Annotated in this window: 24 protein-coding genes; 12 read left to right on the plus strand and 12 right to left on the minus strand. The window is 73.8% G+C overall.

Features of this window, described 5'->3' with window-relative positions; genetic code table 11:
- Positions 1–58: 58 nt before the first annotated feature.
- Positions 59–295 carry a hypothetical protein gene (locus tag FBY23_RS10800; RefSeq protein ID WP_141798149.1) on the minus strand — a complete coding sequence of 79 codons (237 nt, stop codon included), beginning with the start codon at positions 293–295 and terminating at the stop codon, positions 59–61.
- Positions 296–403: 108 nt separating this feature from the next.
- Between FBY23_RS10800 and FBY23_RS10805 the strand changes: the two genes are divergently transcribed.
- A complete protein-coding gene (locus tag FBY23_RS10805) occupies positions 404–883 on the plus strand; it encodes an SRPBCC family protein (RefSeq protein ID WP_141798150.1) in 480 nt (159 codons plus the stop codon).
- Positions 884–970: 87 nt separating this feature from the next.
- On the opposite strand, the gene FBY23_RS10810 is transcribed toward FBY23_RS10805, so the two are convergent.
- The 4 genes from FBY23_RS10810 to FBY23_RS10825 all read right to left on the minus strand — a co-directional run bounded on the left by FBY23_RS10810 (position 971) and on the right by FBY23_RS10825 (position 5,040).
- Positions 971–1,363, minus strand: a complete 393-nt coding sequence (locus FBY23_RS10810; protein WP_260805893.1) for a nuclear transport factor 2 family protein — start codon at positions 1,361–1,363, stop codon at positions 971–973.
- The gene (locus FBY23_RS10815; protein WP_141798151.1) at positions 1,360–3,363 is read right to left on the minus strand and encodes an NADPH-dependent 2,4-dienoyl-CoA reductase; all 2,004 of its coding nucleotides are present in this window, start codon (positions 3,361–3,363) and stop codon (positions 1,360–1,362) included. The genes FBY23_RS10810 and FBY23_RS10815 overlap by 4 nt, the downstream gene beginning before the upstream one ends.
- Positions 3,360–3,905: a PadR family transcriptional regulator gene (locus FBY23_RS10820; RefSeq protein WP_141798152.1), complete on the minus strand. Its 546-nt coding sequence runs from the start codon at positions 3,903–3,905 to the stop codon at positions 3,360–3,362. Before FBY23_RS10820 ends, FBY23_RS10815 begins: the two co-directional genes overlap by 4 nt.
- A 67-nt stretch (positions 3,906–3,972) precedes the next feature.
- Positions 3,973–5,040 (minus strand): nuclear transport factor 2 family protein, encoded by a 1,068-nt coding sequence (locus tag FBY23_RS10825; protein WP_222117792.1) that lies wholly within the window; start codon positions 5,038–5,040, stop codon positions 3,973–3,975.
- Between the two features lie 84 nt (positions 5,041–5,124).
- Here FBY23_RS10825 and FBY23_RS10830 point away from each other — a divergent pair, with 84 nt between their 5' ends.
- The gene (locus tag FBY23_RS10830) at positions 5,125–6,000 is read left to right on the plus strand and encodes a LysR family transcriptional regulator (protein WP_141798154.1); all 876 of its coding nucleotides are present in this window, start codon (positions 5,125–5,127) and stop codon (positions 5,998–6,000) included.
- Here the strand turns inward: FBY23_RS10830 and FBY23_RS10835 are convergent.
- Together FBY23_RS10835 and FBY23_RS10840 are read right to left on the minus strand one after the other, a co-directional pair.
- On the minus strand, positions 5,966–6,820 hold the full coding sequence (locus tag FBY23_RS10835) for an SDR family oxidoreductase (protein WP_141798155.1): 855 nt from the start codon (positions 6,818–6,820) through the stop codon (positions 5,966–5,968). The two genes, FBY23_RS10830 and FBY23_RS10835, sit on opposite strands and share 35 nt — an antisense overlap.
- Positions 6,821–6,842: 22 nt before the next feature.
- Positions 6,843–7,541 (minus strand): helix-turn-helix domain-containing protein, encoded by a 699-nt coding sequence (locus FBY23_RS10840; protein ID WP_141798156.1) that lies wholly within the window; start codon positions 7,539–7,541, stop codon positions 6,843–6,845.
- A gap of 108 nt (positions 7,542–7,649) precedes the next feature.
- Here FBY23_RS10840 and FBY23_RS10845 point away from each other — a divergent pair, with 108 nt between their 5' ends.
- Positions 7,650–8,807 carry an acyl-CoA dehydrogenase family protein gene (locus FBY23_RS10845; protein ID WP_141798157.1) on the plus strand — a complete coding sequence of 386 codons (1,158 nt, stop codon included), beginning with the start codon at positions 7,650–7,652 and terminating at the stop codon, positions 8,805–8,807.
- On the opposite strand, the gene FBY23_RS10850 is transcribed toward FBY23_RS10845, so the two are convergent.
- Positions 8,797–9,354, minus strand: a complete 558-nt coding sequence (locus tag FBY23_RS10850; RefSeq protein ID WP_141798158.1) for a hypothetical protein — start codon at positions 9,352–9,354, stop codon at positions 8,797–8,799. The two genes, FBY23_RS10845 and FBY23_RS10850, sit on opposite strands and share 11 nt — an antisense overlap.
- 421 nt (positions 9,355–9,775) lie before the next feature.
- Here FBY23_RS10850 and FBY23_RS10855 point away from each other — a divergent pair, with 421 nt between their 5' ends.
- The 3 genes from FBY23_RS10855 to sigJ are packed head-to-tail and all read left to right on the plus strand — an operon-like array spanning position 9,776 to position 13,596.
- Positions 9,776–11,932 (plus strand): DEAD/DEAH box helicase, encoded by a 2,157-nt coding sequence (locus tag FBY23_RS10855; protein WP_141798159.1) that lies wholly within the window; start codon positions 9,776–9,778, stop codon positions 11,930–11,932.
- 40 nt (positions 11,933–11,972) lie between these two features.
- Positions 11,973–12,713, plus strand: coding sequence for an SDR family oxidoreductase (locus FBY23_RS10860; RefSeq protein ID WP_141798160.1), 741 nt, complete (start codon positions 11,973–11,975; stop codon positions 12,711–12,713).
- Entirely contained in the window at positions 12,706–13,596 is an 891-nt protein-coding gene (sigJ, locus tag FBY23_RS10865) for an RNA polymerase sigma factor SigJ (RefSeq protein ID WP_260805895.1), read from the plus strand. The genes FBY23_RS10860 and sigJ overlap by 8 nt, the downstream gene beginning before the upstream one ends.
- A 16-nt stretch (positions 13,597–13,612) precedes the next feature.
- On the opposite strand, the gene FBY23_RS10870 is transcribed toward sigJ, so the two are convergent.
- The 3 genes from FBY23_RS10870 to FBY23_RS10880 are packed head-to-tail and all read right to left on the minus strand — an operon-like array spanning position 13,613 to position 15,304.
- A complete protein-coding gene (locus FBY23_RS10870; RefSeq protein WP_141798161.1) occupies positions 13,613–14,032 on the minus strand; it encodes an oxidoreductase in 420 nt (139 codons plus the stop codon).
- Between the two features lie 4 nt (positions 14,033–14,036).
- A complete protein-coding gene (locus tag FBY23_RS25955) occupies positions 14,037–14,696 on the minus strand; it encodes a Pr6Pr family membrane protein (RefSeq protein ID WP_160158217.1) in 660 nt (219 codons plus the stop codon).
- The gene (locus tag FBY23_RS10880) at positions 14,693–15,304 is read right to left on the minus strand and encodes a TetR/AcrR family transcriptional regulator (protein WP_160158218.1); all 612 of its coding nucleotides are present in this window, start codon (positions 15,302–15,304) and stop codon (positions 14,693–14,695) included. The genes FBY23_RS25955 and FBY23_RS10880 overlap by 4 nt, the downstream gene beginning before the upstream one ends.
- A 76-nt stretch (positions 15,305–15,380) precedes the next feature.
- On the opposite strand from FBY23_RS10880, the gene FBY23_RS10885 reads away from it, so the two are divergent.
- The 3 genes from FBY23_RS10885 to FBY23_RS10895 all read left to right on the plus strand — a co-directional run bounded on the left by FBY23_RS10885 (position 15,381) and on the right by FBY23_RS10895 (position 18,562).
- Positions 15,381–16,829: an MFS transporter gene (locus FBY23_RS10885; protein WP_222117793.1), complete on the plus strand. Its 1,449-nt coding sequence runs from the start codon at positions 15,381–15,383 to the stop codon at positions 16,827–16,829.
- Between the two features lie 186 nt (positions 16,830–17,015).
- A complete protein-coding gene (locus FBY23_RS10890) occupies positions 17,016–18,275 on the plus strand; it encodes a DUF445 domain-containing protein (protein ID WP_260805896.1) in 1,260 nt (419 codons plus the stop codon).
- Between the two features lie 5 nt (positions 18,276–18,280).
- The gene (locus FBY23_RS10895; RefSeq protein WP_141798163.1) at positions 18,281–18,562 is read left to right on the plus strand and encodes an RNA-binding S4 domain-containing protein; all 282 of its coding nucleotides are present in this window, start codon (positions 18,281–18,283) and stop codon (positions 18,560–18,562) included.
- A 27-nt stretch (positions 18,563–18,589) separates the two neighbouring features.
- Here FBY23_RS10895 and FBY23_RS10900 read toward each other — a convergent pair whose 3' ends face one another.
- A complete protein-coding gene (locus tag FBY23_RS10900; protein WP_141798164.1) occupies positions 18,590–18,961 on the minus strand; it encodes an FKBP-type peptidyl-prolyl cis-trans isomerase in 372 nt (123 codons plus the stop codon).
- Positions 18,962–19,091: 130 nt separating this feature from the next.
- Between FBY23_RS10900 and FBY23_RS10905 the strand changes: the two genes are divergently transcribed.
- From FBY23_RS10905 to FBY23_RS10915, 3 genes are read left to right on the plus strand one after another with little or no spacing between them, the layout of a single operon-like run.
- Positions 19,092–19,922, plus strand: a complete 831-nt coding sequence (locus FBY23_RS10905; protein ID WP_160158219.1) for a protein phosphatase 2C domain-containing protein — start codon at positions 19,092–19,094, stop codon at positions 19,920–19,922.
- Positions 19,919–21,052 (plus strand): FHA domain-containing protein, encoded by a 1,134-nt coding sequence (locus FBY23_RS10910; protein WP_141798166.1) that lies wholly within the window; start codon positions 19,919–19,921, stop codon positions 21,050–21,052. The genes FBY23_RS10905 and FBY23_RS10910 overlap by 4 nt, the downstream gene beginning before the upstream one ends.
- A gap of 10 nt (positions 21,053–21,062) precedes the next feature.
- Positions 21,063–22,586 (plus strand): serine/threonine-protein kinase, encoded by a 1,524-nt coding sequence (locus tag FBY23_RS10915; protein ID WP_141798167.1) that lies wholly within the window; start codon positions 21,063–21,065, stop codon positions 22,584–22,586.
- Positions 22,587–22,588 lie beyond the last annotated feature (2 nt).

Genomic DNA, 22,588 nt, shown 5'->3' on the forward strand with positions numbered 1-22,588 from the left:
CAACGGGGTGGAGGTGCGCGCCAGCAAGGTGCGCGCACGGTGCGAGGTGGCGCGCGGGTCAGGCCGGCGGTACGTCGCCCTCCGGCGCCAGCGCGGCGGCGTACGGGCTGCGCGCGATGCTCGTCGCCAGCGTCGGCGACACGTCGTTGTCCGCGAGCCATCCCCGGACCGCCTCGACGACGACCTCGACCGGGGCCCCGTTCAGCGCCAGCCGCCGCCGCAGCTCGCTGACGGTGTGGATCGGCGCCGGCGCCGGCGTGCGGAGCTTGAGGTCATCGGTGAATCGGATGCTCATGGCGGCGACGCTAGGGAGGCCTTCATGAAGGAAACATGAAGACGACGCCGGGTATCGCGCCGAGCCGTCGGGTACCGCCCGGTGAACCGACGAGAGGAGCACGAACCCATGAGCACGATCGAGAAGTCCGTCACTGTCGAGGTTCCCGTCCGCACGGCCTACGACCAGTGGACCCAGTTCGAGACCTTCCCGTCCTTCATGGAGGGCGTCGAGGAGGTCCGCCAGCTCGACGACACCCACCTGCACTGGCGCGCCGACATCGCGGGCGTGCACCGCGAGTGGGACGCGGAGATCGTCGACCAGACCCCCGACGAGCGGATCACCTGGCGCGCCCTCGACGGCACGAAGAACGACGGCACCGTCTCCTTCGCGCCCGACGAGCTCGGTAGCGCGACGCGGGTCACCCTGCGGATGGAGTTCGAGCCCGAGGGCATCGTGGAGAAGACCGGGGACGCGTTGCGGATCATCGACCGGCGCACCGAGGGCGACCTCGAGCGCTTCAAGCAGTTCATCGAGACCCGCGGCACCGAGACCGGCGGCTGGCGCGGCGACGTGCGGCCCGGCGACGCCGACAACCCGGCGTTGTAGTGAGTTTCACCGGCCGACCGGTGAAACTCGCGCTTGGACGAGGAAGCTTCCTCGTCCAGGCGCGAGTTCCGTCGTCCGAGCTCGTCGTTATGTCGCCTCGGACGCGAGCGCCACGATGGCGTCGAACCGCGCACCCATCTGCTCGGCCAGCGCCTGGGCGGCCCTGAGCGGGCGCACCATCACCATGAAGTCGGTGATCAGGCCCTCCTCGTCGAGGACGAGGAAGTCGCAGCCGGTGAGCTCGAGGCCGTCGACGGTCGCCTCGAACACGAGGGCGTGGCCGGTGGCGTCCTCGAGCTCACGCACGTAGCGGAAGTCCTGGAACACCTCGATCACGTTCGCCAGGATCGCGCCGGTGATCGCCTTGCCCGCATAGGGCTTGTGGGCGACGGGGCTGCGGAAGACGACGTCCTCGGCCAGGCAGGCCCGCATCGCCGCGACGTCACGGGCCTCCACGGCCGCCCGGAACGCGCTGCTCACAGCGCCGCCGCCAGCTCGGTGCCCTGCTTGATCGCGCGCTTGGCGTCCAGCTCGGCAGCGAGGTCCGCGCCGCCGATCAGGTGCACCCGGCCGGGGAAGGCCGAGGCGACCAGGTCGTCGTACAGACCGCGGACGGACTCCTGGCCCGCGCACACGACGACGTGGTCGACGTCGAGCACCTGCGAGGTCCCGTCGACGGTGATGTGGAGGCCGGCGTCGTCGACCCGGTCGTAGCTGACCCCGCTGAGCTGGTGCACGCCGAGGTCCTTGACCGCTGCGCGGTGCACCCAGCCCGACGTCTTGCCGAGGCCCTTGCCCTGCGCGGACTCCTTGCGCTGCAGCAGCCAGACCTCGCGGGCCGGGGTGCGCGGCGTCTTGTCCGTGACGCCGCCGCGGACGACTGCCGGATCGGCGACGCCCCAGTGCGCCTTCCACTCCTCGAGGGTCTCCGGCGCGTGCGCCAGCAGCTCGGTCACGTCGAAGCCGATGCCGCCGGCACCCATCACCGCGACCTTCGCGCCCACGGCCACCCGGCCGGTGATCGCGTCCGGGTAGGAGACGACCTTCGCGTGGTCGATGCCCGGGACGGCCGGCGTGCGCGGCTCGACGCCGGTCGCGACCACGACCTCGTCGTACCCGGCCAGCAGGTCGGGCGTCGCGCGGGTCGCGAGCTTCACGTTGACGCCGAGGACCTCCATGCGGCGGCGGAAGTAGCGCAGGGTCTCGGCGAACTCCTCCTTGCCGGGGATCTGCATCGCCAGCCGGAACTGGCCGCCCAGCTCCTCGGAGGCCTCGAACAGGGTGACGTCGTGGCCGCGCTCGGCGGCGCTGACGGCTGTCGCCAGTCCGGCGGGGCCACCGCCGACGACCGCGACCCGCTTCGCGCGACGGGTCGGGCTGAGCACCAGCGTCGTCTCGTGGCAGGCGCGCGGGTTGACCAGGCAGGAGGCCCGCTTGGCCTGGAAGGTGTGGTCGAGGCAGGCCTGGTTGCAGCCGATGCAGGTGTTGATCTCGTCGGCGCGACCGTCGCGGGCCTTGGCGACGAGATCGGCGTCGGCGAGGAACGGGCGGGCCATCGAGACCAGGTCGACGCCCTGCTCCAGCACGGACTCCGCGACGTCGGGGGTGTTGATCCGGTTGCTCGCACACACCGGGATCGAGACCTCGGCCTTGAGGCGCAGCGTGCTGTCGACCCAGGCACCGCGCGGGACACTGGTGACGATCGTGGGCACCCGCGCCTCGTGCCAGCCGATGCCTGTGTTGAAGACGCTGGCACCGGCCTCCTCGAGCTTGTGCGCGAGCTCGACGGTCTCGGCCCAGGTCTGGCCGTCGGGCACCAGGTCGAGCAGCGACATCCGGTACATCACGAAGAAGTCCGGCAGCTCCTGGCGGATCCGGCGCACCACCTCGACGGGGAAGCGCATCCGGTTCTCGGCCGACCCGCCCCACTTGTCGGTACGACGATTGGTGCGCGACGCGAGGAACTGGTTGATCAGGTAGCCCTCGGAGCCCATCACCTCGATGCCGTCGTACCCCGCCTTCTGCGCGAGCTTGGCGGAGGCGACGAAGTCGTCGATGGTGCGCTCGACCGCGCGGCCGGACAGGGCGGACGCCTTGAACGGCGTGATCGGCGACTTGGTCGCGCTCGCCGAGACACTGAACGGCGTGTAGCCGTAGCGGCCGGCGTGCAGCAGCTGCAGCGCGATCCTCCCGCCGTGGGCGTGGACCGCCTCGGTCACCCGCTGGTGACGGTGGGCGTTGAGGCGGGTGGTCATCTGCGAGCCGAACGGCAGCAGCCACCCGCGCACGTTGGGGGAGTAGCCGCCGGTGACGATCAGGCCGACGCCGCCGGCCGCGCGCTCGGCGAAGTACGCCGCCAGCTCGTCGACGTGCCAGGGCCGGTCCTCGAGACCGGTGTGCATCGAGCCCATCACCGCACGGGACTGGAGCTCGAGGCCGCCGACGGTGGCCGGGGTCGTGAGCAGGGGGTAGGTGGTCATCGGGACTCCTTGCGGGTGTGGGCGTCGAGGTACTCGGTCAGCCAGCGGATCCAGAACTCCTCCATGAGGAGGCCGCCGCGCAGCACGAGGTAGATGTCGAGGTCGGCGCCGGCCAGCGCGCCGGGGTCGGGGAAGTCGCGGGCGGCGAGGTACTCGTAGAGCGAGAGCCGCTTGGTGTGCTCGTCGAGCTGGCGGCGCAGGTCGTCGAGGAGTGCCGCCCGGTCGCCGTACGACGCCCCGCGCATCTTGACGCTGACGCTGCTGCGCATCGCGTCGGGTGTGGTCGGCTCGCCGATCCAGCGGGCGAGCTCGGCGCGGCCGGCGTCCGTGACGCCATAGATCTTCTTGGTGGGGCGGTCGGCCTGCGCGACGGCCTCGGAGGTGATCCAGCCGTCGCCCTCCATCCGGCCTAGGACGCGGTAGATCTGCTGGTGCGTCGCGGACCAGAAGAACCCGATCGAGGCGTCGAAGCGTCGCACCAGGTCGGAGCCGGAGGCGGCGCGCTCACTCAGCGACACGAGGATCGCGTGCTCGAGGGCCATGGCCCCAGCGTGCCCCAGACGGCGACGCTATGCAACTAGTTGCGCAACTCGTTTCAGGTGGCTCCGGTCACGCCCGGTGGTAGGTCTTGTTCGCGATCCGCCAGGCGCCGTCGACGCGCAGCAGCGCGAAGGAGTCGGTGAAGACGTCCGGCCCGTGGTGCAGCGTCATCGTCGCGGTGCCGGTGCTGCCGGTGACGTCGACGCGGTCGACCCGGCGCCGCCGCGTCGGCTCGTCGGGCGCGGGGGAGCCGGTGAACAGCGCGCAGTACTCCTCCAACGTCCACGACGTGAAGCGCCCCTCGCGCAGTCCCTCGACGTGGGCGGTCGGCAGGAACGCCCGCCGGTGGTACGACGCATCGCCGGTCGCATGGCCCGCCGCGTAGTCGCGCAGCGGCGCGAGGACCGCCGGGTCGGCGTGGGCCGGGGTGAGGAGTCCGGCGATGTCGCTGCCGGGGGCGAGCGCGCCGGCGAGCAGCGCGACGTCCTTGGCGAGGGCGCTGGCCGCGAAGTCGGCGGGGGTGGCGTCGGGGGCCTCCAGCCGGTCGCGCTTGGCCCGGACCAGGCCGCCGAGTGCGGTCCGCTCGAGGACGTCCAGCGCGAGGTGAGGGGGCAGGTCGAGCGCGGCGGCGCGGGTGCGGGCCGCGCGCACGGTGAGCAGCGCGTCGGCGAGCACGCCGTTGGCGACGAGCTTCGCGGCAGCAGCGGTGGCCGGCGTGCCGCAGTCGACGACGGTGCCGAGGTCGGCGAGGACCGCGGCGGCCGGGCCGGGCGCGCCTCCGGCAAGGAAGGTGAGGGTGCCGGCAGCGACCGCCCCGGTCGAGCCGAGGACCGGCGCGTGCAGGATCCGCGGTGCGAGCGCGGCCAGCTCGACCGCCTCGTCCGGGCCGACGGTCGCGGTGTTCACGACGACCGCCTCGACGGGCAGGCGGGTGCGCACGGTGTCGAGCACGGCGCGGCAGGCGGCGGCGTCATAGAGGCAGAGCAGCACGACCTCGGCGTCGCGCACGGCGTCCGGCGCGGTCGCGGCGGTGCCGCCGCCGGAGCGGGTCCAGGTGGTGACGTGGTGGTTGCGGTCGGCGAGGCGGGCGGCGATGGCGGCGCCGAGGTGGCCGAGCCCGAGGACGGTGACGTGCATGGCGTCCATGCTGGCCGTCGCAGGGCTCTGCGACCAGCGCAACTCCAGCAGGCCAGATATGCGCTGATCGCATAGGTTGGCAGGATGACCCTCACTGGCTGGCGCACCTTCCTCGCCGTGCACCGCCTCGGCTCGCTCTCGGCGGCCGCGGCCGAGCTCGGCTACACCCAGTCCGCCATCTCCCGACAGGTCGCCACGCTGGAGCGGGAGGTCGGGGTCGCCCTGCTCGAACGCCGAGCGCGCGGGGTGGTGCCCACGGCCGCCGGCACCGCCTTCGCCCAGCACGCCCGCGGCGTCCTCGCTGCGGCGGACCGGGCCGTGCACGCGACGAGGGAGGCCGCATCCGGCCGGGGCGTCGTGGCCGTCGGTGCGACCCCGTCGGCCGCCGCCGGGCTGGTGCCGGCCGCGCTGCGCGGGCTCGACGCGGCCTGGACCCTGACCACCGGGCTCACCGCCGAGCTCGAGGACCTCGTCGCCACCGGCGTGCTCGACCTCGCCGTGGTCACCGACGCCCCGCCCGGCCTCGCCGCCGACGCCCGGCTCGTGCGCCAGCGGCTCGGCGAGGACGTGATGCGGGTGGTCGTCGCGGAGGGGCATCCGGCAGCGGCCGGCGCTGCGGGACTCGCGGACTTCGCCGCGGAGGCCTGGGCCGAGGACAACGAGGGCTCCGCCGCGCTGCTGCGCGCCGCCGGCGCGGCCGCCGGGTTCGCGCCGCGGATCGAGCTCGCGGCCGCCGACCTGGCGGGCAAGGTGGCGCTGGTCGCGGCCGGGCACGCGGTCGCACTGGTCCCCGGGCTGCTGGTGCCTGCCCTGCGGCGCGACGTGGTGGCGCTCGCCGTACCGGACGCGCCACGGCGGGCGATCATCGCCACCCTGCCGGCCGGACCGGAGCCTGCGGCGCCCGTGGCGGCGCTGGTCGCCGGGCTCAGCGCTGCGCTCGGAACTCCTTCATCCGCCTGAGGTAGCCGCGCAGCCGGACGGCCGGCACCGCGCGCGGCCAGTCGCCGGCGCGGAACCAGGCGTCCGACCCGCCGTCCACGAAGACCACGCTGCCGCACAGGAAGTCCGCGGCGTCGGAGAGCATGAAGACCACCCACGCGGCCAGCTGCCCGGGGTCGCCGAAGCCGCCGATCGGGACCGGGAAGGCCTTGATCCGCTTCGCCTCGGCCGGCGTCGCGAGCTGCTGCTCGAGCAGCGGGGTGAGGATCGCGCCGGGCGCGATCGCGTTGAGCCGGATGCCGGCGCCGGCCCATGCGGGGGTGACCGCCTCGCGGCGCACCCACTGGCTGACGGCGATCTTGCTGGCGCCGTACGCGAAGGTCGGCGCCATCCGCCCGAACCTGCGCAGCGTGCCGAGCGCCTTCGGCACGTCGCGCGCCAGCAGGGCGCGGACCGCACGGCGCGGAACCATCGGCACGGTCGTCGTGGAGTTGCTGGAGAAGACGACCACCTTGGCCCGCTCGGCGGCGGCCAGCGCCGGGCGCCAGGCGTCGAGCAGCTCGACGACCCCGAGGTAGTTGACCTCCGCGATCAGCCGGGCGCGGTCCCGGCCCGGTGCCGGGCCCAGGCCCGCGGCCAGCACCGCGCCGTCGAGGACGCCGCCGGCTCGCTCGAGGACGGCGGCGGCCGCCGTACGACGCCCGTCCGCGGTGGCGAGGTCCGCCACGACGTCCCCCTCCCGGAGGTCGACGCCGATGACGGTGTGACCCTCGGCGACGAGCCGGGCGAGGACGGCGGCGCCCATGCCGGAGGCCGAGCCGGTGACTGCGTAGGTACCCACGCCGCAGACTCTAGAACAGGTTCTAGTTAGTCAGCGCGCGATCCGCCCGTTCCCGGGTCACCGCGGCCCACGGGCTCCACAGGAACCAGCGCGGCAGCGCCTCGACGAGCCGGGGGAGACCGGCGACCTGGACCCGGCCGGCCTCGACGGCCTCGCCCCACGAGCAGTAGCCCTGGAAGACGTCGGACAGGGCCGGCGTGGTCGCGGTGACCTCGACGTCGACGGCGAAGCCGGGGTGCTGCAGGCAGACCGACACCTCGGTGCGCTCCATGACCAGCCAGATGGTCACGGCCTCCGGCGCGGTGTGCCGGAACTCCACGACCGTGCGGCCCGGTGGCAGCCGCTGGAGGTCGACGCGCCGGTGCATCCACCACATCAGGGTCGTCGGCGCGACGTCGTGGGGGCGCAGCTCCTCGAAGAGCCACTCGATCGCCCAGCGCCCGAGGCTGTCGATCACCCGCTCGAGGTCGCGCCCGGCCGGTGTCAGGTGGTACTCGCTGCCGCGACCCGTCGGCGCCGGCCAGGTCTCGAGCACCCCGCGGCGCTCGAGGTGGCGCAGGCGCTGCACGAGCAGCGAGCGCGAGATGCCCGGCAGTGCGCGGGCGATGTCGTTGAAGCGGGTGTTCCCGAGCACCAGCTCGCGGATGATGAGCGGCGTCCAGCGGTCCGCGACCACCTCGGCGGCCATGGAGACGGGGCAGTAGTTGCCGTAGTCGGGCATCCCTCCATGGTCCTCCCGCGCGACCCGCCGGGGTAGTCCAGAACCTGGACCAGCCGGGTCGCATTCATGGACTGGAGGCCCCGCCGGGGCCGGTCCGACATTGGTTGCATGACCAGCACACTCCAGCCGACCACCGAGTCCGCCACCCGTCCCACCCCTGCCGAACGGGCCGCCGCGATCGGCCCCCGCATCGCCGCCCACGCCGCCCGCCACGACGCGGAGGCCAGCTTCGTGTCCGAGGCGTACGACGAGCTGCGGGCCGCGGGCCTGCTGCGCGCGGCCGTCCCCGTCGAGCTCGGTGGCGACGGCGCCACCGTCCGCGAGCTCGTCGCCCTGCAGCGCGAGCTGGGGCACCACTGCGGGGCGACCGCCCTCGCCAGCGCCATGCACCAGCACGTCGTCGCGTTCACCGCGTGGCGCTACCGCCGCGGCCTGCCCGGGGCCGAGGCCACCTTGCGCCGGGTCGCCGAGGAGCAGGTCCTCCTCGTCTCGACCGGCGGTGGCGACTACACCCAGCCGCAGGGTGTGGCGGTCCGGGTGGACGGCGGCTACCGGGTCACCGGCCGCAAGCGCTTCGCCAGCCAGTCCCGCCATGGCACGGTCATTTCGACGATGGCCTGCTACGACGACCCCGACCTGGGCCGCCGCGTCCTCAACCTGGCCGTGCCGGTCGCGGCCGAGGGGGTCGCCGTCGCCGACAACTGGGACACGCTGGGGATGCGCGGCACCGCCAGCAATGACATCGACCTGGTCGACGTCTTCGTCCCCGACGACAAGGTGCTCGCCAACCGCCCGTGGGGCGTGGTCGACCCGCCGCTGCAGGTCATCTCGAGCATCGCGTTCCCGATCATCTGCGGGGCCTACCTCGGTGTCGCCGAGGCGGCGTACGACGCCGCGGTGGCCGCCGCCGGCCGTCGCTGCGGAGACGTGGCGATCCAGCGGCAGGTCGGCGTGATGCGCGCGCGGATCCAGGTGGCGGTCTGGGCGCTCGACGGCGCGCTCGCGCTGGTCGGTGACGATCCGACGCCGTCCCGGGCGAGTGTCCTGGCGGTGATGACCGCCAAGGCGGAGGTCGCCCGGGCCGGCATCGAGGTCTGCGACCTCGCGATGGAGGTCGCCGGCGGGCCGGCGTACTTCCGCGGCTCGGTGGTCGAGCGGTGCTACCGCGACATCCGGGCCGTGAAGTTCCACCCGTTCACGCCGGAGCAGACCCTCGTGCACCTCGGCGCCGACGCACTCGGCGAGCCGGTGCCGATCACCGAGTGAGGCCGAGCACCCCGGCGTCGTACGCCTTGAGCACCGAGGCCTTGTCGTCCGCCGTCAGGTCACCGTCCGTCACCGCCTCGTCGAGCCGGTCGGAGAGGTCCTGGCGACGCTCGGCCTCGTGCGCGGCACGGACCTCGTCGAGCGCCGCGCTCACCTTCGCCTGGTCGAGGCCGAGCTCCCCGGCCAGCGCCTTCGCCAGCGCGGCCTCGCGCTCGGCGCGCTCGGCGTCGGTCGGGGGCGTGGGGGACTCTCCCTCGGCGGGCTCGGCGGCGGCGTCGGGCCTCAGCTGGTCGCGTACGGCGTCGAGGGCGTCGGTCAGGTCGTTCTCGCTCACGCCCAAGGCCTTCGCCAGGGCGGCGGGGTCGAGGCCGGGGCCAGGGCCGCCGCGACCGCCGGGTCCGCCGGGACCGGGGCGGCCCTGGTCGGCGGTGGCGCTCGGCGTGCTCGTCGTGTCGTCGGCGTTCGCGGCCAGGGCGGTGGCGCTCGCGCCGCCGGCGACGGCGCCGGCTGCCAGCAGTGCGGCGGCACGCATGCGGTACTTGCTCATCGGTGCTCCTCTCGTCTCGCCCGCGTCGGTGCGGGCCTGCCTCGACCTTCCGCGGCGAGGCTGGGCCCGGACTGCGGCCGTGCTGGCAGGACGCTGTGAGTGCCGCTAACACGTCAGTCTTGACTAACGCGTTAGTGGGCTCGCCCTGGTCTGAACCGCACCCCATTCGTTCTGGTCGTCATCCGGCTCGATCGGCGACCAGAACGCATGGGGCGCGGCGGCCCGCCGCCACGCACGCGGTGATGCCGACCACAGGTGAAACGGTGGTGGGGTACTCTGAGCCCACCACCGGACGCCGTCCTCGCGACGAGAACCGGTGACGTACGCCGATCGGTGTCCTCCCGCAGCAGCGCGAGCCGCCGGTCGAACCAGCTGATGAACCGGGGTCGCCGTGTGTCGGCGGCCGCTTGGAAGGAAGCCTGTGGCTCGAGGAGGCCAGCGGGGGGCGACGCAGCAGCGTCGTGGCTCGCAGTCGGCGCGCACGCGTCGCAACGAAGAGGGCATCATCCCGCAGCTCGCCCGCGCGGTGCGCGAGGTCGAGGCAGCGGTCGCGCGGCGCTCGGCGATGCCGGAGGTGCGCGCGAAGTTCCAGGTCGTGGCGCTGCTGGCGCGCGAGGAGCGGGCCCGGGTCAAGAACGACACGGAGCTGTCCGACAGCCGCCGCGGCGAGGAGCTCAAGCGGCTCGACGGGATCGCCACGATCCTGGCCCAGACCGCGGCGCGCGACAGCACGCTGTTCACGCTGCTCGACGAGAACGCCGAGATCTCGGAGTCGGCCAAGGCGATGCGTCGCGAGCTGCTGCGCAAGGCCGGCGTGGACGAGCCGGAGCCCGAGCCGACGCCGGTCACCGTCGACCCGGAGCTGGCGGCGCTCGCCGAGAAGCGGGTCACTCCGCTGTCGGTGCAGGCCTACCAGCTCTCGCACCCCTTCCTCGCACCCGACTTCGCGCACGCCCGGGTCAAGGTCCCGCCGCGGCGGCTGGCCGGCTGGGAGCTGCTCGAGCCGCTGTTCCGCTCCTTCGAGCGGGCCGCGCCGGACGCGCCGGCCTGCATGCCGCTTCCCGACGCCGACCAGCTCACCGCGCTCACCGGCCGGCACGCGCCGGTCGGGCGCGAGCTGATGGAGCACCAGGCCCAGCTGATCGCCTCGGCCGCCGAGGGCCACCGCACCTACCTGCTCGCCGACGAGCCGGGTCTCGGCAAGACCGCCCAGGCGCTGCTCGCCGCCGAGGCGGCGGGGGCCTTCCCGCTCCTGGCCGTGGTCCCCAACGTGGTCAAGACCAACTGGGCGCGCGAGGTCGAGATCTGGACGCCCAACCGCCGCGCCACCGTGCTCCACGGCGACGGTGACGACGCCGACGGCTTCGCCGACGTGTTCGTCGTCAACTACGAGATCCTCGACCGCCACGTCGGCTGGCTCGGCACCCACGGGTTCCGCGGCATGATCGTCGACGAGGCGCACTACATCAAGAACAAGACCTCGCAGCGCTCGCAGAACGTGCTCGAGATCGCCTCGCGGATCCGCTCCCGGATCGCGCGCCCGCTGATGATGGCACTGACCGGCACCCCGCTGATCAACGACATCGAGGACTTCCGCGCGATCTGGCAGTTCCTCGGCTGGATCGACAACGTCGTGCCGCAGGGCCCCCTGATGGAGGCGCTGGAGGAGACCGGCCTGACCCCGGCCGACCCGGCGTTCTACCCGGCCGCGCGCCGCGCCGTCATCGAGCAGGGCATCGCCCGGCGCCGCAAGATCGACGTCGCCGCCGACATCCCGGCCCGCCGCGTCGCCGACATCCCGGTCGAGCTCGAGGGCGAGGCCGGACGCTCCATCCGCAAGGCCGAGCAGGAGCTGGCCCGGCGGATGGTGGAGCGCTACGACGCCGCGATCGCCACCCGCCGTACCGGCGCCGAGGTCGAGGGGATCGACCACCGCCTGGTCCGCCAGGTCGCCGGCTGGGAGCGTGAGGACAACTCGACCAAGACCGGCGAGAACGTCTTCACGATGATGCGCCGGATCGGGCAGGCCAAGGCCGGCCTCGCGGCCGACTACACCGCCCAGCTGGCGCGCAACGTCGGCAAGGTCGTCTTCTTCGCCAAGCACATCGACGTCATGGACACCGCCGAGAAGACCTTCGCCGAGCGCGGGATCCGCTACAGCTCGGTGCGCGGCGACCAGTCCTCGACCACGCGGCAGAGGGAGATCGACGCCTTCGTCAACGACCCGGACGTCCAGGTCGCGGTCTGCTCGCTCACCGCGGCCGGCGTCGGGCTCAACCTGCAGGTCGCCTCCAACCTGGTGCTCGCCGAGCTCTCCTGGACCGACGCCGAGCAGACCCAGGCCATCGACCGGGTCCACCGGATCGGCCAGGCCGAGCCGGTCACCGCCTGGCGCGTGATCGCCACGCAGACCCTCGACACCCGCATCGCCGAGCTGATCGACAAGAAGGCCGGGCTCGCCGCCCGCGCCCTCGACGGTGCCGGCGAGGAGGTCGAGGGCGGTGCCATCGACCTGCAGACCGAGGCACTGGTCGCGCTGCTCACCGCCGCGCTGGAGGCCCGCGGGGACGCCGCCTGACCCGGTGTCACACTCCGCCGACCCGTCTCGTCCACCTGTCATGAAGCAGATCGCAGTAGCAGGCGGAACGGGACTGGTCGGCGCGATGGTGGTCGCGGAGGTACGACGCACCGGCGCCACGCCGGTCGTCATCGCTCGCTCCGCCGGGGTCGACCTGACCACCGGCTCGGGGCTGGCGGAGGCCCTCGACGGCGTGGACGCCGTCATCGACGCGAGCAACGTCGACACCCTCAGCGCGAAGCGCTCGGTCGCCTTCTTCGAGGCGGCGACCGGTCGCCTGCTCGCCGCGGGGGCGGAGGCGGGAGTGCGCCACCACGTGGCCCTCTCCATCGTCGGGTGCGACCGGGTCGACCTGCCCTACTACCTCGGCAAGCGCCGTCAGGAGGCGCTGGTCGCGGCCGGGCCGGTGCCCTGGTCGGTGCTGCGTGCCACCCAGTTCCACGAGTTCGCCGGCCAGATGATCGAGCGCAGCCCGCGGCCGTTCGCGATGGCATTGCGGATGCGCACCCAGCCGGTCGCGGCCGGCGAGGTCGCCGCCGCGCTGGTGGCCGCCGCCCTCGGCGAGCCCGCCGGGCTGCTGCCCGACCTGGGCGGACCGCGGCCCGAGGACCTGGGCCGGATGGTGCGCGCCGTCGTCCGGGCGCGGGGGTCGCGCCGGATCGTCGTACCCGTGCCGATGGCGGGCCGCACCGGCCGCCAGGTCGAGCAGGGTGGCCTGCTGCCCGGCCCCGGTGCCACGCTGGGCACCATGACGTTCGACGAGTGGCTCGCGCGTGTGTGACCCGGTCGCGCGGGTCCAGGCGCTGGCGGGGGAGTACGACGCCCTGCGCCCGCGGATGGTCCGCGTCGCCTACGCCATCCTCGGCAGCCGCGCGGAGGCGGAGGACGTCGTCGCCGACTGCTGGACCCGGCTGGTCGACGCCGACGCCCGCGAGCCGGTCCGTGACCTGACGGGCTGGTTGACCGTGACGGTCGCCCGTGCCGCGACCGACGTGCTGCGCTCGGCCCGCGTCCGTCGGGAGTCCTACGTCGGCCCGTGGCTCCCCGAGCCGTTCGTCGCCGCGGTCCAGGCCGATCCCGCCGACCGGGTCACCCTCGACGAGACGGTGAGCTACGCGCTGGCCGTGGTCCTCGAGTCGCTCTCGCCCGCCGAGCGGACCGCCTGGGTGCTGCACGACGTGTTCGGGATGGGCTTCCCCGAGGTCGCCGACGTCGTCGGCCGCACCCCGGCCGCCGTCCGCCAGCTCGCGTCCCGCGCCCGCACCCACCTCGCCGCCCAGCCGGCCCGCTTCGAGGTCGACCGGACCACGCACGAGGAGGTCCTCGGCCGCTTCCTCGCCGCGGCCGCCGGCGGCGACCTGGCCGCACTGCTGGAGACCCTCGACCCCGACGTCGTGCTCACCTCCGACGGAGGCGGCGTGGTCAGCTCGGCCCGCCGGCCGGTCCACGGCGCCGACCGGGTCGCCCGGTTCCTGGTCGGCCTGGTCGCCAAGTACGCCGGCGACGTCGAGGTCGAGCTGGTCGAGGCCAACGGCGCCCCGGCCGTCGCCCTGCGCGAGGACGGCGTGCTCACCTCGCTGCTGGTGCTCACGGTCGTCGGCGGCCGCGCCGCCCGGGTCGACCTGCTGCGGGCGCCGGTCAAGCTGGCGCTCGCCGATCGCTGAGCCCTGCTCTGCAGGCTCAGGCGTGGTTGAACCGCAGCCCGTTCGGCACCTGGTCCGGGCTGTCGGCGTACGCGCTCATCGCCTGCGTCGCGCGCCGGAAGTAGGCCGAGATCTGCCGGCCGGCGTGCCCGTCGATGCCGACGTCGGCCAGCGCCCGGTCGAACAGCTCCAGGCAGACCTCGTCGAGCTCGGCGTGCTCGCCGTTGCCGGCGTGCAGCCGCTGCATCGAGCTCTCGTCGCCGTAGCCCGCCGTGTACAGGGCGGGGCCGCCGAGCGCCTCGCTGAGGTACGCCGCCAGCCGCTCGTCGTGCTGGGGGTGCAGCTCGTGCTCGAACGGGTGGGCCGCGACCGGGTCGGCCAGGCACAGGTCGTGCCACCGGTTGCACAGGTCGAGGAGGGCGTCGAAGCCGCCCGCCTGCTCGTAGAGCGTGGTCACGCGATCAGGGTGCCGCGACCGGGTCGGCCTGTCGAGAGGCGGCGATCCTCCGGTCGGCGTACCGGAAGCCGGCGATGAGCGCCGCGAACAGGGCGGTGATCCCGAGGCAGACCACGACCACCGAGCCCCAGCCCTCCTCGCGGAAGTCGAGGAACGGGTAGGGGACCCACCGGGTGGCGCCGGCGACGGCCAGGGTCACCGCGAGCCACGCGATCGGCCAGGCGAAGGCGACCGCGACCGCGCGCCCGTCGATGCGGGGCCGCGGGCCGAACGCGAACCAGCCGACGACCGCGAGGAGCGGCACCAACACGTGCAGCATCTTGTCGGCCACCCAGTCCGCGCCGTCGAGGTCGAGCAGCGGGCGGAGCAGGAGGAAGTGCACCAGCCCGGTCACGGTGATACCGACGGTCGAGGCCAGGCGCACCGCCCGGAACGCCGCGCCGTCGCGGAGCGGGTCGCGGGCCAGCAACGTCGTGGCGACGGCGACCAGGAGGTTGCTCTGGATCGTGAAGTAGGCGACGAGCCGGGCCAGCCGCAGTCCGAGGCTCGGCGGCTCGACCTCGTCGAGCACCCGGCCGCCCTGGACCACCAGGACCAGCTGCAGGACGAGCGCGGCGACGGTGACCACCGCGGTCAGGCCGTGCCAGGCGCGGGCGTTCCTCATCGGGCGTCCGGCTCGGCGGCGAGGGGCGGCGTGAGCAGCCGCTGGATCGCGTCGCCGTACGTCGAGATCACCACCTCGGGGTCCGCGGCGGTGACGATGGGGTCACGCTGGAGGAAGAGCAGGTTGAGCAGCCCGCCGAGCTGGGCGACCGCGAGCGCGACCCGGAGCTCGGGGTTCGGGCCGGACAGGCGCGGGGTCAATGGGGCGACGTACGTCTCCGCGGTGTGGCGGATCATCTCCTCGCGCACCTGGTCGTGGTGGGCGGCCTGGGCCAGGGCGACGTACCGCTGGCGGATGACCGGCCGGCGCGGGTCGAGGAAGTACGCCACGAGTCGCCGCCCGACGGTCTCGAGCGGGCCGTCGAGGACGGTGCCGATGCCGAGCGAGGTGTCGACCGTGCGCAGGAAGAGCGCCTCCTTGGACCCGAAGTGCCGGATCACCAGCGCGGGGTCGACACCGGCCGCGGCGGCGATCGCGCGCACCGACGCGCCGTCGAAGCCGCGCTCGGCGAACAGGCTCCGGGCGGCGTCCTCGATCGCGCTGCGCGTGGCGCGGCCGGCGGGCCGGAGCTCACGGGGGCGCCGCGCGTCGGGCGAGGTCTTCGTCACAGCGCAACCGTAGGGCATCCCCGGGCTCGGTCAACACTGTTGACACAGGACGGTCAACGCCGTTGACTCAGCCCTCGTGACTGCGACCTCCTCCGCGCCGGCGACCGGCGCATCCGGCTCCGGTACGACGCAGGGCGCCCCCCGCTCCGCGCTGCTCGTCGTGGCCGTGCTCTGCTTCGGCGGCCTCACCGCCTCGCTCACCCAGACCATGGTGATCCCGATCCAGGGCGAGCTCGGCCGGCTGCTGCACACCAGCGAGGCCAACGCCTCGTGGGTGGTCACCGCGACCCTGGTCGCCGCGGCCGTCGCGATGCCGATCGCGGGCCGGCTCGCCGACCTGTACGGCAAGCAGCGCGTGCTCGTCATCAGCGCGCTGGTGCTCGTGCTCGGCTCGCTGATCTGTGCCCTCAGCGCGAGCCTGGCGCCGATGCTCGCCGGGCGCCTGCTGCAGGGCTGCGCCATGGGCTTCGTGCCCGTCGGCATCGCGCTGCTGCGCGAGGTCACCCCGCCACGGCTCACCGCCACGGCGATGGCCGCGATGAGCGCCACGCTCGGCGTCGGGGGCGCGGTCGGGCTGCCCCTGTCCGCGTGGATCGTCCAGGACTTCAGCTGGCACACCCTGTTCTGGGTCTCCACGGGCCTGGCCGCCGTCGTCGCGCTGGCCGTGGTCCTGCTCGTGCCGCACGTGCGCGACGCGGTGCCGGGCGGGTTCGACGTGGTCGGCGCCGTCGGCCTGGCCGTCGGGCTGGTCGCGCTGCTCGTCGCCGTCTCGAAGGGCAACGAGTGGGGCTGGACCGACGGCCGCACCCTCGGCCTGCTCGTCGCCGCCGTCGTCGTGCTGCTCGCCTGGGGCGGCTACGAGCTGCGCACGACAGACCCGCTGTGCGACCTGCGCACCACCGCCCGCCGCCCCGTCCTGCTCACCAACCTCGCCGCCATCGCCATCGGGTTCGGCATGATGGCCCAGGCGATCGTCATCCCGCGGCTGCTGCAGTCGCCGGCCGCGACCGGCTACGGCCTCGGCCAGAGCCTGCTCGAGACCGGCCTGTGGATGGCACCCGGCGGCGTCGTGATGATGGTCTTCTCGCCCGTCTCCGGTCGCCTGATCCGGGTCATCGGCGCCCGGGCGACGCTGATGATCGGCGGCACCGTGCTCGGCCTGGGCTACCTGTTCGCCCTCTTCTTGATGGACGCCGCCTGGCAGATGATGATCGCCACCTGCATCACCTCGGCCGGCGTCGGCATCGGGTACGCCGCCATGCCGACCCTGATCCTCGAGTCCGTGCCGCTCGCCGAGGCCGGCTCGGCGGTCGGCATCAACGGGCTCGTCCGCTCCATCGGCACCAGCGTGTCGTCGGCCGCGATGGCGGCCGTCCTGACCGCCTCGACCCTCGACCTGGGCGGCTACGCGCTGCCCACCGAGAAGGCCTTCGCGATCTGCTTCGGGGTGGGCGCGGCGGCGGCGTTCGTCGGCGTGCTCCTCGCGGCCGCCGTGCCGCGCCGGCGCCCTTCGAGCAGCCTTTGACACCCGTTCAATAGCCGTGACAACCGATCACGGGTAAATCCGGAACCTCTCCGTTCACCGCTCGTTGATACCGACGAAACGACAGGTGCGGTGACTGGGGGGTTCCGCACCGTCGCAGCGGCCCCGGGGCATCGTCCCGGGGCCGCGCTTCGTCGTACCGGTGGTGTCCTAGGCAAGGATGGTCCTGTGTCCGGCCCGCTGATCCCGTCCGACCCGACGACCGATGCCGTGCGCCGCAGCGCGCTGCGCAGGATGCGCACGGTCGCCGTGTCGCTGCTGCTGCTCGCCGCCGCGGTCTACGTCGCCACCCTGCGCAAGGACGGCGTGTGGGGCTACGTCAACGCCGGGGCGGAGGCCTCGATGGTCGGCGCGATCGCCGACTGGTTCGCGGTGACCGCGCTGTTCAAGCACCCGCTCGGCCTGCCGATCCCGCACACCGCGCTGGTGCCCAAGCGCAAGGACGACCTCGGCAAGGGGCTCGAGGAGTTCGTGGGGGAGAACTTCCTCCAGGAGGACATCATCCGCGAGCGCGTCCTCGGCGTGCAGATCGCGCAACGGGTCGGGGACTGGCTCGCCGTGCCCGCCAACGCTGAGCGAGTGGTCACCGAGGGCTCCGAGATCGCCGCGCTGGCCCTCGGCAAGGTCCGCGACGACCACATCGAGGCGTTGGTGACCGAGGCGCTGGTGCCGCGGTTCCGCGAGGAGCCGATCGCCCCGCTGCTCGGCGGGCTGCTCGCCGAGGCGATCCGCGACGACCTCCACCACGGCCTGGTCGACCTGATGCTGGAGGAGATGCACGGCTGGCTGCTCGCCAACCCCGACACCGTCCACGACGTGCTGGGGGAGCGCGCACCCTGGTGGGCGCCCGACTCGGTCAACACCTACGTCATCAACCGGCTGCACCTCGAGATGGTCCGCTGGCTCACCGAGATCCGCGACAGGCCCGACCACCGGGCCCGGCGCGCGCTCGACTCGATGCTCGGCCAGCTCGCCGACGACCTGGTGTCGAACCCGGCCACCCAGGAGCGCGCCGAGCGGCTCAAGGACCGGGTCCTCGACCACCCGGCCGTCATCGCCAGCGCCATCTCGCTGTGGCAGGCGCTGCGCAAGGCGCTGCTCAGCTCGCTCGGCGACCCGCAGGGCGCCGTACGCCGCCGGCTGCTCGTCGAGGTCGACGGCGCCTCCGCCCGCCTGCGCTCGGACGCGGCGCTGCGCGAGCGGCTCGACAAGATGGCGGCCGACGCCGCGGTCTTCGCCGTCGACAGGTACGGCGCCGAGCTGACCGCCGTCATCACCCACACCATCGAGCGGTGGGACGGCAAGGAGGCCGCCCGGCGCATCGAGCTGCATGTCGGCCGCGACCTGCAGTTCATCCGGATCAACGGCACCATCGTGGGCGGCCTGGTGGGGGTCCTGATCCACACGATCTCGGTGGTGCTTCACTGATGGCCATGTTCGGACGCAGGCGCAAGGAGTCGCAGTCGGCGGGCCCGGTGCCCGTCGACGTCCCGATCCGCGACGAGTCGATCCGGCTCGGTCAGTTCCTCAAGCTCGCCAACCTGGTCGACTCCGGTGCCGAGGCCAAGCCGGTGATCGCCGACGGGCTGGTCAAGGTCAACGGCGAGGTCGACACCCGCCGGGGGCGTCAGCTCCACGTCGGGGACGTCGTGGAGCTGCAAGGGCAGGCTGCCCGGGTCGCCCACGGCGACGTACCGGACAACCTGCCCTGGTGAAGCGGGTGGAGCTGGTCGAGCAGGGGCTCAGCTGACGCCGAGCAGGTCGACCACGAAGATCAGCGTCTCGCCGGGCTTGATGACGCCGCCGGCGCCGCGGTCGCCGTACCCGAGGTGCGGCGGGATGACCAGCTGGCGGCGGCCGCCGACCTTCATGCCCTGCACGCCGGTGTCCCAGCCCTGGATGACCTGGCCGATGCCGAGGCGGAACTGGAGCGGGGTGCCCCGGTTGTACGACGCGTCGAACTCCTCGCCGCTGGACAGGGCGACGCCGACGTAGTGGACCGACACGGTGCTGCCGGCGGTGGCCTCGTCACCGTCGCCGACCGTGAGGTCGGTGATCACGAGGTCGGTGGGCGGGGTGGGGTCGACGAAGTCGATCTCGGGCTTCTGGCTCATCCGGCCAGCCTAGATGGTGCCTCGGCGGCCTCCCCCATCAATGCCTCACCACTCGGGGGAGCGGGTTAGGCTGCGCCCAGCGTCCCAACCGTCGGGTGGTTTGGGGCATGGGGGCAGGGACGTCTCGGGGGTGGGACAGGTGCGGGTCAACGCGACGGGAGCGGAGTCCTGGTCGTCGCCAGGGCAGGCCACGCGTCTCGTGCACGCCGCGGGCACCCACCCCGGCCGGGTCCGCCAGGTCAACGAGGACTCCTCGCTGGTCGCGCCGCCGCTCTTCCTGGTCGCCGACGGCATGGGCGGCTACGCCCGCGGCGACGTCGCGAGCCGGCTGGTCGTCGAGTCCTTCGAGTCGCTCGCCAGCCTCCACGAGGTGCAGCCGGCCGACGTCGAGGCCGCCATCGCCACCGCGCAGACCCGGGTCGCCTCGCTGGCAGCCGAGTTCAGCTCCGCGCCGGGCTCCACGCTGGTCACGGCGGCCTACGTCCTCGAGGACGGGCGCGGCTACTGGCTGCTGGCCAACATCGGCGACTCCCGGGCCTACACGTACGCCGGCGGCGTCCTCGAGCAGATCTCCAAGGACCACTCGGTCGTCCAGGAGCTGATCGACGCGGGCCACCTCACCCGCGACGAGGCCATCGGCCACCCCGAGCGGCACGTCGTGACCCGCGCGATCGGCGCGCTGACCACCTCGGAGGCCGACTTCGCGCTGATCCCCGCCGAGCCCGGCTCGCGGTTGCTGCTGTGCTCCGACGGCCTCACCTCGGAGCTGTCCGACACCGCGATCCTGCACATCCTGTCCGAGGGCATGGCTCCCGACCGGACCGTGCTGACCCTCGTCGACGCGGCGGTCGCGGCCGGAGGCCACGACAACGTCACCGTGGTCGTCGTGGACGTCGAGGGCGTCGGTGTCACCGCGCCCGCCGCCGAGCACACCGCCCCCGGCCGACAGGGCGGCCGATGACCAGCTACCTGCCGGGCGAGCTCGCCACCCTCGTCACCGACGAGGGGGTCGTGGTCTCCACCCCGGACCGGCTCGCCGAGGTGGCCGCGCTGCGCGAGCGCGACCTCGAGGCGCCGACGGTCGTGGAGGTGCTCTCGCGCGGCGACCTGCGCGCCCTGCCCGAGTTCGCCGCGGTGCGCCTCGACGGCACGGAGGCCCGGATCCTGGTTCGCGGCGGCCTGGTCGTGCGGGTCGACGGGTTCGCCGTCGACGGCCGCGACGCGACCATGTGGACCGAGGCCACGGCCACGCTGAGCCCCGGCGCAGTGGTCGAGGTCGCCCCGCTCGGCGCGCCGGCCGCCGGTCCCGAGCTGCCGCTCGCCGGTGGCGTGGTCCGCAGCGCCGGGGTGACCTGGCGCCCGGTGCTCTGCGGCACCTCCGCCCCGGCTCCCGCCGCCGCTCCCACGCCGCCCCCGCCACCGGCCGCGCCCGCCGCACCGCACGCCCCCGCGTCCGAGTACACCGTCGTGCGCGGCAGCCAGCGCCCCGCCGTACCCCCGCCGGCCGGGCCGGACGCCCCGACCACCCCGCCGCCCTCGGCCCCGCCCTCGGCCCCGCCGCCGGCATGGCAGCCGACGGGCACGGTCGACCCCTCGCCCGAGCACGACGGCCGCACGATCACCCCCGCCCAGCTGCAGGCCCTGCGCGCCGCCGCGGCGCCGGGTGCGGCCCCGCACGGCACTCCGCCGGGCGCCCCGCCCAGCGCCCCGCCGCCCACCCTGCGCCCGCCGTCGGTGCCGGTCCGTCCCTCAGTGGCCCTCGCCCTCTCGACCGGCCGGGTGGTCCCCGTGCGGCGCCGGGTCCTCATCGGCCGCAGCCCCCGCATCCAGCAGGTCGGGGGTAGCCAGAACCTCCCGGCCCTGGTCACCGTGGACGACCCCTACGTGTCCAGCACCCACCTGGAGGTTTCCGCCGACGGCGGCCGGGTGACCGTGACCGACATGTCCACCAACGGCACGCTGCTCGCCCGCCAGGGCCGCGTCCCCGTCCCGCTCGACCGCGGTGTGGTGACCGAGGTCGCCCTCGGCGACGTGCTGACCCTGTCCAAGGGCCTGACCGCGACCCTCGTCCCCGCCCCGGACGAGGTCTGAGCAGGGCACGATGCAGCAGCCACCGCAGATCCCCGGCTTCCACTTCGTCGACCTCGTCGGCGAGGGCGGCTTCGCGGACGTGTTCCGCTACCAGCAGGAGCTGCCGACCCGCCAGGTCGCGATCAAGGTGCTGCGCAGCGGCAGCGACGCCGCGTCGATCGAGCTGTTCCGCGCCGAGGCCAACGTGATGGCCCAGCTGTCCAACCACCCCTCGATCGTGCCGATCTACCAGGCCGGGGTGAGCTCGGACGGCCGGGCGTTCCTGGTCATGGAGTACTGCCCGCCGCCCCACGTCGCGCAGCGCTACCGGGCCCAGCCGCTCGCCGTCGCCGAGGTCCTCGACATCGGCGTCAAGATCGCCAGTGCCGTCGAGACCGCCCACCGGGCCGGCATCCTGCACCGCGACATCAAGCCCCACAACATCTTGACCAGCACCTTCGGCGTGCCGCTGCTCACCGACTTCGGCATCGCCTCGGTGGTGGGGGAGACCGGTGCCGGCGCCCAGGGCCTCTCGATCCCTTGGTCGCCGCCCGAGTCGCTGGCCGCCGACAGCCACGACGTGCGCAGCGACGTCTACTCGCTGGCCGCGACCCTCTACTCGCTGCTCATCGGGCACCCGCCGTTCGAGCGCCGCGACGCCGCCAACGACAACGCCTCACTGATGACCCGGATCGAGCGCGGCCAGCTCACGCCGCTGCGCCGCCCCGACGTGCCGGCATCCCTGGTCGACGTGCTGCGGCGGGCGATGTCCGTCGAGATCGAGCGCCGCCCCGTCTCGGCGATGGTGCTGGGCCGCCAGCTCCAGGACGTGCAGATCGAGCTGCGGCAGTCGCCGACCCGGCTCGAGGTGATGGACGCCTCGCCGTCCGCGCTCGGCGAGGAGCACCCCAACGACGCCCGGACCCTGGTCCGGCCGGTCTCGGTGATCATCCCGGCGGCGGTGCACGAGCGGCTCGGTCCGCTGCAGCCCGGCGCCGACGAGGACACCCTCAATCCGGGCCACTCCGGTCACTCCGGTCATTCCGGGCACGCCGCGCACTCCGGACACCGCGGCACGACCGGCGGCCGGTCCGCCCGCCGCACGGGTCCGCAGCGCTCCGAGGCCCGCCGCCTCGGCGTACCCGCCCGGATCGGCATCGGCGTGGTCGCGGCGATCCTCCTCGGTGCGGTCGGCTACGCGCTGCTCGCGGGCAGTGCCGGCGACGACAAGGGCAAGGACGGCACCCTGCGCGGCGAGGACCCGCCCGACCCGGTCGAGCTGCTGGACCGCCCGGACCCACCGGTCGTGACCAAGGCCGGCAAGGGCATCCGGTGGACCTTCACCTGGGCGCCCGCCGATCCCCGCAAGGGCGACGAGTTCAAGGTGCTGCTCTCCGGTGACGGCGTGGAGCCGGCGCCCCCGGAGTACACCGACGCCACCAGCAAGACGCTCACCGTCAAGCGCAACGCGACGGTGTGCGTCCAGGTGGCGCTCTCCCGCGAGGGTGGCCAGACCTCCGCCCTCTCCAAGGTCGAATGCGTGACGGGCAGATGACG

The sequence above is a fragment of the Nocardioides sp. SLBN-35 genome (assembly GCF_006715725.1).
Taxonomy (GTDB): domain Bacteria; phylum Actinomycetota; class Actinomycetes; order Propionibacteriales; family Nocardioidaceae; genus Nocardioides.

Excerpts from the sequence above, each read along its gene's own strand:
- FBY23_RS10820 (WP_141798152.1), bottom strand. The coding sequence starts at position 3,905 with ATGGCCCTCGAGCACGCGATCCTCGTGTCGCTGAGTGAGCGCGCCGCC.
- FBY23_RS10910 (WP_141798166.1), top strand. The coding sequence starts at position 19,919 with ATGACCAGCTACCTGCCGGGCGAGCTCGCCACCCTCGTCACCGACGAG.
- FBY23_RS10850 (WP_141798158.1), bottom strand. The coding sequence starts at position 9,354 with ATGAGCAAGTACCGCATGCGTGCCGCCGCACTGCTGGCAGCCGGCGCC.
- FBY23_RS10830 (WP_141798154.1), top strand. The coding sequence starts at position 5,125 with ATGACCCTCACTGGCTGGCGCACCTTCCTCGCCGTGCACCGCCTCGGC.
- FBY23_RS10805 (WP_141798150.1), top strand. The coding sequence starts at position 404 with ATGAGCACGATCGAGAAGTCCGTCACTGTCGAGGTTCCCGTCCGCACG.
- FBY23_RS10800 (WP_141798149.1), bottom strand. The coding sequence starts at position 295 with ATGAGCATCCGATTCACCGATGACCTCAAGCTCCGCACGCCGGCGCCG.
- FBY23_RS10815 (WP_141798151.1), bottom strand. The coding sequence starts at position 3,363 with ATGACCACCTACCCCCTGCTCACGACCCCGGCCACCGTCGGCGGCCTC.
- FBY23_RS10915 (WP_141798167.1), top strand. The coding sequence starts at position 21,063 with ATGCAGCAGCCACCGCAGATCCCCGGCTTCCACTTCGTCGACCTCGTC.
- FBY23_RS10900 (WP_141798164.1), bottom strand. The coding sequence starts at position 18,961 with ATGAGCCAGAAGCCCGAGATCGACTTCGTCGACCCCACCCCGCCCACC.
- FBY23_RS10845 (WP_141798157.1), top strand. The coding sequence starts at position 7,650 with ATGACCAGCACACTCCAGCCGACCACCGAGTCCGCCACCCGTCCCACC.
- FBY23_RS10860 (WP_141798160.1), top strand. The coding sequence starts at position 11,973 with ATGAAGCAGATCGCAGTAGCAGGCGGAACGGGACTGGTCGGCGCGATG.
- FBY23_RS25955 (WP_160158217.1), bottom strand. The coding sequence starts at position 14,696 with ATGAGGAACGCCCGCGCCTGGCACGGCCTGACCGCGGTGGTCACCGTC.
- FBY23_RS10895 (WP_141798163.1), top strand. The coding sequence starts at position 18,281 with ATGTTCGGACGCAGGCGCAAGGAGTCGCAGTCGGCGGGCCCGGTGCCC.
- FBY23_RS10840 (WP_141798156.1), bottom strand. The coding sequence starts at position 7,541 with ATGCCCGACTACGGCAACTACTGCCCCGTCTCCATGGCCGCCGAGGTG.
- FBY23_RS10825 (WP_222117792.1), bottom strand. The coding sequence starts at position 5,040 with ATGCACGTCACCGTCCTCGGGCTCGGCCACCTCGGCGCCGCCATCGCC.